This is a genomic window from Mojavia sp. (assembly GCF_059505145.1).
The window spans coordinates 249,262-261,418 of the sequence record NZ_JCACKA010000124.1; the positions used below are offsets into that span (position 1 = coordinate 249,262).

The window sequence follows — 12,157 nt, forward strand, 5'->3', positions numbered from 1 at the left end:
TGTGGGATTTAGCTGGTTATAGCGTCCTGCGCGATGTACTGCACATCGTCGGTTACTAAAGATTAAAAACCTGAAAAATCGCTTAATTTTGGAGGAAAAAAATGGAATCTCGTCCTTCTACTGAATTACCAACTGTTGCTAAAGCTTATAACGGTGTAGATCGTAACGCCTTTATCTTTGGCTGGAATCCTCAAGCCGAATTATGGAACGGTCGTTTGGCAGCTATTGGTTTCCTTGCTTATTTATTGTGGGATTTAGCTGGTTATAGCGTCCTGCGCGATGTACTGCACATCGTCGGTTACTAAAAATATAATAGTCCACCAAACGTAGTCAGCACTGTAGTGATTTAGTGAGTACTTTAAACGCGTAGCGGTAAAATAGCAAGCAGTTCAAAAGAGGGTTAGCTCAACCCAGGCGACTTCGTTAAGCCCAAGAGTTCTCGTTAGCTGCTTGGCCTTCCAGTAGGGTAGCACTCACTAAATAAACTAAAAAGTTAGAGCGTCAGAGTTAACAGTGGCCAGTAGTAATTCTATTGTCCACTGTTAACTCAATTTTCAAAAATTCATTCTGCTCTTAATAGACGGAACCAAAACCGAGAACCACCTTCAGGACGCGGTAAATAACCAATTTGACCCCCCCAACGTTCAACTGTAATGCGGCAAAAATAAAGCCCAAGACCAGCTTTACCTGATTTATTTTTACCTTGTGAAAATTTTTGGAATAAAGTTTCAGCTATTTCCGGCGCTACGCCTGAACCTTCATCATCAACTGTCATGATCACACATTCTTCGTCTTGTTGCAAGCCAATTTCCACGGTAGACTCTGGTGGGCTGTGGCGCAACGCATTTTCTAACAAATTGGAAATTACTCTATCCAAGCGCGATTGATCGCCAACTACTTTCCAGTCTGCTGTCAAGTCAATATTGGTAGCCATCTGTATTTTTATATTATTGAGCGCAAAAGTAGGGTTTAACAGCTTGATTACTTCCTGTACAGAAGCCAAAATATTGGGTGCTTGTTCAGCTTCGAGTGTGAAAGCCTCTAGCGACTCTACCTCAGTCGAGAATGCATTTAATATTTCCCGAATTAGCATTTCTTGCCTAATAGATTGCTCTCTACCAATCTCTAAACGTTCTTGTCCTTTAGGCGTCAAATTTTCAAATTCCAGCAAAGCTAAACAACAATTAATACTAGTTAATTGTCCAGCAATATCGTGGATAATACAATGAATTAAAATTTCTTTTTTCTGGTTATCTTTTAATAATTGTTGATAATGTAATTGATTTTCTCTAGCTTTTTGAATAATATATTGTTTTTCTTTATAAGTATCTTCCAGCAATTCAATTAATAAAATTTTTTTGTTTTTTAGACAAATTGCTGATGCTTCAAATTGAGCTTCTTTTCCAGTAAAATCATTGTCTGCCCAGATACCAGAACTCAATTTCTTAGGAGCATTATTTTGCCAAAATTCTTCAGCATCAATCAAAAAGTTTCTTAAAAAAGGAAACTGTTCCTCTAATATTAAAACTTCCATACCTGACGTAACTCTTGGATGACAAAACCGCCTTAACCAATTCGGTACTGTCCCTGTAATTTTAAAAGAGCCTAAATTAAGTCGCTCTAACACTAGAATATTTAAAGCTGCGAATAGGTCGTCTGTGATAGAGCCATTCATAAGTTCATACCAAAATCAATTAATCTTGTGCGTCGATTAATGTTTAAATATTTTAGTTAACTTTTCTTGCAACAAGCTGAATTCATTTGCCTGTTGTTGAATGAGACAATAATGTTTTTCATCCAAGGTAGCATCTAACAACAATACCCAATCACCTTCTTCTGAGGGGAAAAGATGGACATCAGCACAAATACTGTTTTCGGTTTTCACACGGGGTAGAAATAAGGGAAGATCATCTAATGGTAGTAGACCTTCTAGAAAAAAAATCTGTTCTTTGATATTCTCCCCTGCTTGCAGGTTACTAACTCCGTATTCTGCCAGTTTTCCTCCCCAGGCAGACAAGCAGCCATCTTTCTTAACTAAAAGATAGGCAACAGAGCGTTCTTTTAGTAAGAAACTTAGTAGATAAGCAATAACAGGATTAGGTAAATCTAGCATCTATGCATCCATTATTTTCTCAGCAAGAGTTTGAAAAACCTCTGCTACACCGAGACCTGTTTTAGCACTAGTTTTCATTACTGTCCAACCCTTCTGCTTAACTGCATCGATTTCTACAGAATCAATGTCCCACTCATCTATCATGTCCCATTTGTTAAGCATCATAATAAAGGGAACCTTGCCCAGCGTATCTTCTACTCTTGTTTGCAAGTCAAAGGCTTTGTCTAGGGTATTCTTACGTGTGCCATCTACTACTAATAAATAACCAGACGCACCTCGTAAGTAGGACATACGCACTTTTTGAAATTCATCTTCTCCATACAGATCCCAAAGGATAAGATTAATTGTTTGTTCTTGAATATTTATTGTTTTTTTATCAATCTTTACACCTACAGTAGTATGGTATTTTTCTGAAAAAATACTATTAACAAGCCTTGCCACTAAACTAGTTTTACCTGTGGCAAACGCACCTACCATACAGATTTTTTTCTGGAGCATAAATTGATATTGCTTCAGCTAGAGGTATCGGTTATAAATACTTTAAAGGATACTGTGCGGTTAAGTGCTTGTGTCAATTCTGGCTGTAAAGGTAGGGTAGAACCTACACCCACAGCTTTAAATTTGCTGGTGTTGATTCTTTGGGAAGCAAAATAAGATAGTACTTTACTGGCACGAGCTTGGCTGAGTAAAATGTTTCTTTGTTCTGTGCCATTGGGACTACTGTGTCCTGTAATTTGCAGACGTACATCTTTGCCAAGGTATTTGGCAATATTTAAAAGCTGATTGATTTTTTTAGCTAGATGAGTTAGTTTATCAGCTTCACCTGGAATCAACTCTGTTGTCCCTTCTGAAAAAAAGAGTATTTCTCGTTCAATTTGTTGTTGATATAACTCTAGCTGGCTAAGTTCGATTTCCTGGAGTTTTTTATCATTAAATTGAGCCACACCCGGAATGAAACGCCATAACTTTCGTGTTTCTAAAATCCATTGGCGGGGTGCAAAACCAGTGGCGTTGAGAATGCCATTGCTGTCAACTTTTAATGTTACAGTTTTTGGTGGTTGAAGTAACTCTTGAGATCTTATGGTAATCAGTTGTGGATCTAATGATAGGTAAGGTTGCCACTGACTGATGACCGTTTTGGGATTGAGACTTGCTTGGTGTATTAGTGTTGTGGGATCTACTGCTAATGGGTCGCGCATTCCAGAAACCAAAAATTTTCCCTGCCTATGCTTGGCATTAATTACAACGATTCCTGGTTGAGACTCAAGTTTTTGGATATATGAATGCCAGCGAAATTGCTCTCTCAGCGTCAAAAAGCCCCAAATACCGCAAGCGATCGCTATTGTGCCTAAGAAAGTCCATGCATAGGTATAATTTTTTTTAGGTGGAGATTTATATCCTTGTGCCAAACAATTCTCCAGATGAGGCTTGCTAGCTTCAAATGCCTCTGTCTCTCCTGTAAAAGCGTTAATTTCTTGACTTAGCTTGAGGTGAATTTTTTCTATTGCATCTCGAAAACTTAACCTTAATTCTTGGGGCGGTTTTCCCCGAATAATAGTTGCCAATACAGCTTGCGGCCCTTCTTCAATCCAAATAGTGAGCTCTCCAAACTGCAAACTGTGCAATCCTTCGTCTTTTTGCACGCTAAAAGAATCTTTCACGAAATCCTGGATAGCTGTCAACATCGCTGAAACCAAATCCGGATCTTGAATTGTTGCCTGGTTTGCTACTGTATGTTGCAATAACAATCCTGTTTTTTTATGAATTAGAAATACTTGTTCTACTTGATAAAGTAGCGTGCGGAGCAGGACAATTTCAGCAAATGATTTCCCTGTCTTTCTCGCTTCAAGTCTCCACTGCAAACTCTGCGGTGACAAGCTATGTTCTAGAGTTTGATTGAGAGATTGAACCATCTGTTCCATCGCTGCGGAAATAGCCTTGCGAGTGGCTGGCCCGATGATCGGAAAAAATGCCTCTGAAAGTATATCTTCGTCTTGTTTTACCGAAGTTTGAATAGCGGCTTCTACAGTAGATACTATTGCTTCACCCAATATGTTGTCTTGCTTTGAGCGCAAAATAACGGCTTCTGGAAGCAGCCGACTGATATCTTCTGCTTGAATTTGGGGGTTTTCTAATCGCTCATAGAGTTTATTCAGTTGAGTCGGCTCAATACCGAAGAGCAAACTGCGAAGTGTACTTAGTTCATCGCTGATCTTTAGATAATTATTATTTGCTGGTAAGTCTGTAGACACGGAACGCTCAGATGATCCTGCGGTAGCGTTTTCCACTTTAGACGACTGCGTTAAGCGCTGGGGTTCTTGCATAATCCCAGGACTTACTCTAATGTTGCTTTGACTACTATTACTCTGCAATTTAGGGGATTCTTCAGATATTTCATCCGTGGAATTATTACTCATTATCAAAATCCCCCGATTCAAAATTAATGCTAAATTTTTGTGCGTTTAATTGTCTGCATTCAGCAGTTATAAAACTTGCCATAACGCAGCTTCACCTTTTTAAATTTGAAATTTTTAAAGTTATATTTCAGCCGTAGAAACTTACAAGATAACAAGGGTAGATTAGCAATCTCCAAACTCTAGGCTGTATTTAAGATTTGGTGTCATTCAACCTGATAGCCAGTTCTGTAAACAGATTTGCAAGTCTGGAACGGTCAGTCTTATCCCTACGGAGTTCTTGAGATTCCCTTTCCAGCAAAGCTAATATTTCGTCATATTTTTGTCGGAGTTCATCTTGTAGGCTATTAGATTGGTTGAGGAGTTGTTCCCGCAATTCCCGCTGGCTATTAGTACTTTGTTCATCAAGCTGGGAAATTTTATTTTCTAAAGAAATAGTAATATTATTTTGTTCTTCAGATAGTGCTTTTACTCCTGCATCTCTTTCTAATTGCTCTTTCTTTAAGCGTTCTGTTAAAGAATCAACCTCTTTTTTGATATATACTTCCAAGTAATCCAAACGTTTTTTTGTCTCCTCTCGCACGTTAGTTAATTCTTTAACTAGACGTTCTTCTAAACGGGCAAACCTTTTTTCAACTTCTCGTACCTGGTTGCCAAAAAGAATATCTCTGACTTTATCTAAACTGTTAAGTTCGCTGGTATTTGTACCATTCAATTCTGACTTGTTTATCTCTTGATCTGACCTCCCTTGCTCTATCTCTTTGAAACTATGGAAATTATTGAAATTATTATTTATATATTCTTCAGGCGGGTTCATCCGTTTAATCCTTTTTTAAGCTGGAATTTGTTGTACTCTCTAGTATTTGTATCAGATTCGGAGATTTAAAATCTCTCCTAGGTAGAATCTTTAAATAAATAGCCAGCGGTATCCCTCTCCAGATATATTTATATCTGAATATAGGCTGAGATTTATAAAGATTTAGTAATAAATAAAGGGTCAAAATTATAGGTGAAGGATACTAAAAGTGTCAATCTCTTCTTTATTTAGATGAGAAAGCGAAGTAATACATATAAAGCCGAAACAACAAGTTGCAGTAGCATCACTGGTATACCGTAGTGGAGAAACGTTTTAAAAGAGATACGGCGTCCATGCTGCTCGGCAATTCCTGCGGCTACGATATTAGAAGATGCACCAACTAGTGTGCCGTTACCTCCCAAAGTTGCACCAAACATCATGGCGTAAAACAGTGGTAAAACTTCTGGGGGAAATTGCCCTTGAAAGTTTGGTGCTAGAACAACTGATGATGCTAATCCGACATTGACAATGTATTGTTTGAGCAAAGGAACCATAGCTACCACTAAGGGAATATTGGGGACAAGGCTGGATAATATCCCGACAAAGAATAATAAAACCAGCGAACCCAGCACAATATTTTTTCCTAAAATTGTAGCTAAAATTCCCGATAAACCGTTAATTACACCTGTTTTTTCTAGCCCACCAATAAGTACAAAAATACTCATAAAAAATATTAATGTACTCCAATCAACGTCACGTAATATGTTATTAACTGAATCGATTTTGCTATGGTGAGATAGAAGTAAAGCTAAAGCTGCTCCTAACAAAGCAACAGCAGCAGGTGATAGAGGAATTGGTAGAGATTCGCCAATCACAAAAAATAACAGTACAAAAGCTATAATTACTGTACCCGCACCTAGAACGCGTGGATGATTAATTTGTGGGTGTGGCAGTTGTTCAAGATTTTCTAGCTTTGTGTTCCAAATTTTGCGAAATAGAAATGGTAATGTGACTACTACTGTAGCCACGGCAAGTACTCCACCTAAACTCAACTTTAATAAATAATCTGTAAAGCTAATATTAATGGCATCGCCAACAATAAAGGTGGCAGGATCGCCAACTATTGTAAGTAGCCCAGCGCTATTAGCTACAAATACCATTAAAATTAATAACGGTACAAAATTAACCCCTAATTCTTGTGCCATTGGTGGAATTAAAGGTGCTAATAACATTACGGTTGTAGCATTGGGCAAAACTGCACAAATAGGGGTTGTAATAGCCACGATACCTAGTAATAGACGCTTACCTTCTCCTTTAGCTAGTAGAACCATTTGAGTGGCTAGGTAATCAAATATTTTAGTAGGTTCAAATGCCCTTACTAGTACCATAACTCCAAAAAATAAACCCAATGTGCCATGACTATTACCGATGTAACCAACAGCTTCTTGTAAAGTCATGACGTTGGTAAAAACTAGAAATAAAGCTCCTAGTAAGGCAGCAATGGTTAGATGCACCCATTCTGTCATGACTAAGATAATGACACTGATAAATGTGAAAATACTTAGGATAGCTTGCGAGTTTTCCACACTATTTACCTCTATTTTTACTTTGTTTTATAGTTTTGTTTAGTGAAAAAAGCCACCTAACTATAGGTGACTTATGAGTAAATCTTAATTCGATTAATATTTACTGAAATTCAAGACAGTGATTATTCATCAATGCAAGTAGGAATACCCAAGACAGCACAGGGGAAATTTGAACCTAGTGATTCTATAATCGGATGGTTAGCCGATTGACAACCTATAAACAGGATATCAGCAGTTTCTAATTCAACAACTTTTGTAAGTTCCTCACCAATACAGCCAAATCGCAGATGTGATTTGAAAGAACCTTGCCATTCCTCAGCCAGACTTCGTGCTTGCCAAAGAATTCTGTCGGCTTTTTGGAGGACAGCTAGGGATTTTTCTTGTAAATGGGGTGCTATCGCTTTTAGTTTTGGTTGAGTTAAGACGGGTGTGACAGTCTTAGATACGTTGCTTGCGGGACACTCCAAGGGAGTTAGATGTTTTGCAAAGCTAAAAATATCTGAATACTGGCTATTATGATTTTCTTCTACTACATAAACGGCTTGAACTGTTACTTGTGTGTTAGTAGCCAAACGCGTTTGATGAGCAATCCAAAAAGCTATATCTAAAGCGGTGTGGCTTTTAGGAGAAGCGTCATAAGCAACGATCAAGTTAACTGGTTTTGCTGTGCAAGCTTTGTGAGAAAAAGCTTTTTTTGGTTCTGGTAGCAATACCATTTGCTCAATTAAATCATTTCGACCTATGGTGCTTTGAAGGCGCACTAACATTGGCTTGATTTTCACAGTTCTAACTTCTCTCCGAATGAAACGAATAAGTAACGAGAAGTAGGGTAACCAATTTTGGATTTTGGATTTTGGATGAAACGGCAAAAAACCCAATCTAAAATTCCAAGTCTAAAATCTAAAATCGGTAAAAGAAACCCCAATAACAACTGGTATTAAAGCCTTAGTTTTTGGGGGCCCCTTCCAGTGCCGACGGAGTTAGCTGACGGGCTAAGACTGGAAGATGTCTTTCATAAAGATTAGCCCCAAAAATTGGTTCCTCCGCTTCAAATCCAGGATTTGACGAATTTGAATTAGGCTACCCACTAAATGCATGATAGTCTAAATTACTCGTCTTGAGTGAAATAGCGATCAAGAAAATTTAAGGCGTGGTTGCGGAGTTCAAAATATTCTTTTGAGTTTCGCATAGCAGAGCGATCGCGGGGATGAGGAAAAGGTACTTCTAATATCTCTCCAATTGTGGCTGCTGGCCCATTAGTCATTAATACAATGCGATCTGACATATAAATTGCTTCATCTACATCGTGGGTAATCATCATCACTGCTTGTCTATGGTTTTCCCAGATATCTAATACCTGCCGCTGCAATTTACCCCTAGTTAACGCATCCAAAGCTCCAAAAGGTTCATCCATCAACAACATTTTTGGACGAGTTGCTAAAGCTCTAGCAATGCCCACCCGCTGTTTCATCCCCCCAGAAATTTCATCGGGATATTTATCAGCCGCCGCGGTTAAGTTTACCATTGCCAAGTGTTCATTCACAATGCTAATTTTCTCAGCACGATTAGCATTTTTTAGCACTTCATCTACAGCTAAACGGACATTTTCTCGGACTGTTAACCAAGGTAGCAAAGAATAGTTTTGAAAGACCATCATTCTTTCTGCTCCTGGCTTACGAATTTCTTTGCCATCTAGCCGCACTGAGCCGGAAGTTGCTTTTTCTAAACCAGCTACAATTTTTAGTAGAGTAGATTTACCGCAACCAGAGTGACCAATTACAGAAATATATTCATCTTCACTAATGGTGAGATTAACACCATCTAACACGACAAAATTTCCTTTATCTGGTGTTGGATAAGACTTGACTAAATTTTCAATTTCTAAAAATCCATTACGGGGTAATACTTCGTTCTGGGTATTGATAGCTAATGGGGTATATTCCATCATCAAATGCTCCTGAATAATTTAGTCGTTAGCCAAGATTTAGGCTTGGGAATTAAGATATGAAGAAACGAGTGGGAGCGTTAGCCCTAATTTCAAAACTATTTAAATAGCCAACGGGATCGCTGGGGTCAAAGCCTTTTTTATCGATGAAAACTTCTGGAGGTTCTACTTTGTAATCATCCTTGGGGCATTTAATCCCCATTTCCGAGGCTATTTCCCGATAAAGGTCTGTTTTCCAGCCTTGTGCAGCTAGCTTTTCAGCATTTTTGGGAAATTCCTTAATTTGTCCCCAACGAGCTGCCTGTGTCATTAACCAGATACTTCTGGATCTCCATAAGAATGTCGCGTGTTCTCCTGGCTGCTTGGGGAGATTATCAGGAATATCATAAAAAATCGTGGTATCAGCAGCTTTGATGGTGCGGTCTTTGCCATCAAACCCACCATAGTTGTAATTGCCGAGAATTGCCGGGCCTGTAAACTTAGTAATGTCAGCACCCGGTTTTTTGGGTTTTGCACCTGTAAAGGAGCGATCTGTAATCAGTTCGGCAACTTCTTGGCGGTTTTCTACTTTACTACAATACTGGCAAGCTTCAATCATCGCCTTCACCAGAGAACGATAGGTTTTGGGATATTTGTCGATGAAAGATTCCATCACCCCCAGTAGCCGATCTGGATGCCCTAACCAGACTTCCTTGCCTTGGGCGAAAGTAAAGCCGATGCCTTCGTTACCTGTAATTGCTCTGGTATTCCAAGGTTCTGCCACCATGTAAGCTTGCATCGCACCGATCCGCACGTTTGTCACCATTTGGGGTGGTGGTACAATAATGACGCGAAACTCTTTGAGCGGATCAACGCCAGCCGCCGCAGATATGTAACGGACAAAGTATTCGTAAATCGCAGAACTCAACACTACTGCCCAAACTTTATTTTCTGAAGGCTGCTTGTTAAAGTAGTTGCGAAAATCCCTTCCGAATGCTTCTAAAGCGCCATCGCCATATTTTTCTTGATACTCGTACCATGGACGTAGCCCAAAATCCCACATGGCTTTGTTCATTGTCATGGCGTTACCGTGGCGGTGAATGGTCATCGCCGCACATAAAGGGGCATGGCGTGCGCCTTCAGCGCCAACTCTGGCGTTGGTGACAGCACCAGATACGACGGGTGAAGCATCCAAGCGACCAAAAATTAATCCGTCACGGGAGGTTGCCCAACTAGCTTCTCGGTTGAGTTTGACGTTCAAACCGTATTTGCGGAAGAAACCTTTTTTCCAGGCGATCGCAAATGGCGCACAATCATTAACGGGAACGTATCCCACAGTAATATCGGGTTTTTCTAAGTCTTGGGATCTAACTACTGGCTCTACTGCTAAAGCTTCTTCCGTCAATCCTTTAGCGCCAGTATTTCCTGAAATTGCACATGATGACAGCGCCATTCCCGCTGTCGTTGCTCCCATTCCTAATAAAAAGTCGCGTCGAGTCCAGTTATTGTGATTAGTATCACCCATTTCTGTAGCTCCAATGGTGATTAATTTAGTAGTAAGCTCACGCAGAGTCTCGCTGTATCTTACTGTTTTGCTTTCAATCAATTTTTATCATTTAGAAGCTATGGGGCGGCGAGTTACTAATTCTTGAAGTTTGCCCACAGCATAATCAAGAATTAACCCAGTTATACCAATTACCAGCACTGCTAAAAAAACTGAACTCAGATTTAAACGGCTCCATTCATCCCAAACAAAAAAGCCAATTCCAATACCACCTGTGAGCATTTCCACAGCTACAATTACTAACCAAGCAATCCCTAAGCTAATACGTAAACCTGTAAAAATATAAGGCAAACTTGCAGGCCAAATAATTTTTGTAATCCGCCGCCAACGGGGTATTTCTAGGACTCGTGCCACATCTAAATAATCTTGAGGTACGCTAGAAACTCCTAAAGCAGTATTAATAATTGTTGGCCATAAAGAGGTTATAAAAATTACGAAAATGGCTGAAGGATCTGCCAGATGGAATATAGATAAGGAAATAGGCAGCCAAGCTAAAGGCGATACGGGTTTAAAAATTTGGATCACAGGATTCAACGCCAGCATTGCCGATTTAGACATACCAATGAGAAATCCTAAAGGAATAGCTACAACTGCACCTAACACAAAACCTATTAATACCCGTCGCAGACTGGCTATCAACAACCAACCAATTCCCAAGTTGCCAGGGCCTCGCTCATAAAACGGGTTGAAGATATAATCCAGATTAGCAACTAGCGCCTCCGGCGGAGTGGGCATCAATTCGTGATTGGCAAGCGCCACAACCCACCACAGTACGATTATCCCCAAAAACCCCAAGGCGGGCAAAAAGAATACATCCCTGGCAATTACAGGTTTTGCTTTTTTCCACGCCGCTTGACTGGCGATCGCAGCGATCGCTGCTAAATTTAGTTGAAATATCATCTACAACCTCAACAGATGTAAGCACGGGTACAATAATCCGAGCAGTACCAGCCTTGGACACTGATGAGATTACAAAAATGTGATCTCTTCAGTCTCCTCTCAATGCCTACGAAGTTAGCTGACGGGCTAGGGCTGAGAGATGCCCCTCTTCTAAAGGATCAAATGTGATTCCACATTTATCCTTTTTATAAAGATACGCCCCACAATTTGGTTCCTCCGCTCCAGCGTTACGCACCGCGATGTGCTGGATTAGGCTGACTTACTCTAATTTTGCACAATATAACACGATTGCTCAGTAAAAACATACCTCCTGAGATTAAACCTGTTGATTTAAATACCGAAATATATTAGCTATTTTAAGTATTTGGTAATCTCTGGGTTTATATATTTAGCCGTGCTACCTAGCGAATCTCCTGCCTGGAGAGGTACACAACGCTAAATAGTCAAGTATCAACAGAGTTGTACTTTTAGCTATTTTGTTGTGTTTAAGTTAAATATAATACATTCTATCTTAAGACATACGGTTTTAGTAATCAAGTTAAGCTCATCCCACCCTATGAGTGGGATTTCGCGTCCAAGTGGGAAAAGGGCATGGGGCATGGGGAAGAATCACCAATGCCCGATCGCGCCAGTTGCCTCAAGTCCGGAAACCCGCTCACGACACTGGCTCCCCAATGCCCCAAGCCAAGGGGAAGATTCATCCTACCCCTCTTGTTGGAGTGGGCTTTATCGCCGACTTTCGGTAATTCAGCGGTTGATAAGTAAATCAAGTAAAATCTATATCTTTTGGTAGTTTTGTTTTATTCTTAATTTTGTAATTTTGACACCGCTCTTGATAGACTAATTGCATCTGGAATTTT

At 39.8% G+C, this 12,157-nt stretch carries 12 protein-coding genes and 2 riboswitches; of the genes, 2 read left to right on the top strand and 10 right to left on the bottom strand.

Annotated elements, in window-relative coordinates:
* Positions 1–101 precede the first annotated feature (101 nt).
* Entirely contained in the window at positions 102–305 is a 204-nt protein-coding gene (locus tag AC5JL8_RS34340; protein ID WP_495884160.1) for a high light inducible protein, read from the top strand.
* A gap of 257 nt (positions 306–562) precedes the next feature.
* Here AC5JL8_RS34340 and AC5JL8_RS34345 read toward each other — a convergent pair whose 3' ends face one another.
* The 10 genes from AC5JL8_RS34345 to ntrB form a co-directional block, all read right to left on the bottom strand.
* Positions 563–1,675: a sensor histidine kinase gene (locus AC5JL8_RS34345; RefSeq protein WP_495884161.1), complete on the bottom strand. Its 1,113-nt coding sequence runs from the start codon at positions 1,673–1,675 to the stop codon at positions 563–565.
* Between the two features lie 36 nt (positions 1,676–1,711).
* The gene (locus AC5JL8_RS34350) at positions 1,712–2,113 is read right to left on the bottom strand and encodes a hypothetical protein (RefSeq protein ID WP_495884162.1); all 402 of its coding nucleotides are present in this window, start codon (positions 2,111–2,113) and stop codon (positions 1,712–1,714) included.
* Positions 2,114–2,611 carry a Rab family GTPase gene (locus AC5JL8_RS34355; RefSeq protein ID WP_495884163.1) on the bottom strand — a complete coding sequence of 166 codons (498 nt, stop codon included), beginning with the start codon at positions 2,609–2,611 and terminating at the stop codon, positions 2,114–2,116. It lies immediately after the preceding gene.
* Positions 2,612–2,625: 14 nt separating this feature from the next.
* Positions 2,626–4,530, bottom strand: coding sequence for an OmpA family protein (locus tag AC5JL8_RS34360; protein ID WP_495884164.1), 1,905 nt, complete (start codon positions 4,528–4,530; stop codon positions 2,626–2,628).
* Positions 4,531–4,720: 190 nt separating this feature from the next.
* Positions 4,721–5,344: a hypothetical protein gene (locus tag AC5JL8_RS34365; protein ID WP_495884165.1), complete on the bottom strand. Its 624-nt coding sequence runs from the start codon at positions 5,342–5,344 to the stop codon at positions 4,721–4,723.
* Positions 5,345–5,571: 227 nt separating this feature from the next.
* Complete coding sequence (locus tag AC5JL8_RS34370; protein WP_495884166.1) at positions 5,572–6,909, bottom strand: ArsB/NhaD family transporter; 1,338 nt, start codon at positions 6,907–6,909, stop codon at positions 5,572–5,574.
* 122 nt (positions 6,910–7,031) lie between these two features.
* Positions 7,032–7,676: a universal stress protein gene (locus AC5JL8_RS34375; RefSeq protein WP_495884254.1), complete on the bottom strand. Its 645-nt coding sequence runs from the start codon at positions 7,674–7,676 to the stop codon at positions 7,032–7,034.
* A gap of 187 nt (positions 7,677–7,863) precedes the next feature.
* A riboswitch (cyclic di-AMP (ydaO/yuaA leader) is annotated at positions 7,864–7,986 on the bottom strand.
* Between the two features lie 31 nt (positions 7,987–8,017).
* On the bottom strand, positions 8,018–8,854 hold the full coding sequence (locus AC5JL8_RS34380) for an ABC transporter ATP-binding protein (RefSeq protein ID WP_495884255.1): 837 nt from the start codon (positions 8,852–8,854) through the stop codon (positions 8,018–8,020).
* A gap of 52 nt (positions 8,855–8,906) precedes the next feature.
* Complete coding sequence (locus AC5JL8_RS34385; protein WP_495884167.1) at positions 8,907–10,358, bottom strand: ABC transporter substrate-binding protein; 1,452 nt, start codon at positions 10,356–10,358, stop codon at positions 8,907–8,909.
* A gap of 87 nt (positions 10,359–10,445) precedes the next feature.
* Complete coding sequence (gene ntrB / locus AC5JL8_RS34390; protein WP_495884168.1) at positions 10,446–11,297, bottom strand: nitrate ABC transporter permease; 852 nt, start codon at positions 11,295–11,297, stop codon at positions 10,446–10,448.
* Between the two features lie 88 nt (positions 11,298–11,385).
* Positions 11,386–11,563: riboswitch (cyclic di-AMP (ydaO/yuaA leader) on the bottom strand.
* 294 nt (positions 11,564–11,857) lie between these two features.
* Between ntrB and AC5JL8_RS34395 the strand changes: the two genes are divergently transcribed.
* Positions 11,858–12,043 (top strand): hypothetical protein, encoded by a 186-nt coding sequence (locus AC5JL8_RS34395; RefSeq protein ID WP_495884169.1) that lies wholly within the window; start codon positions 11,858–11,860, stop codon positions 12,041–12,043.
* Positions 12,044–12,157 lie beyond the last annotated feature (114 nt).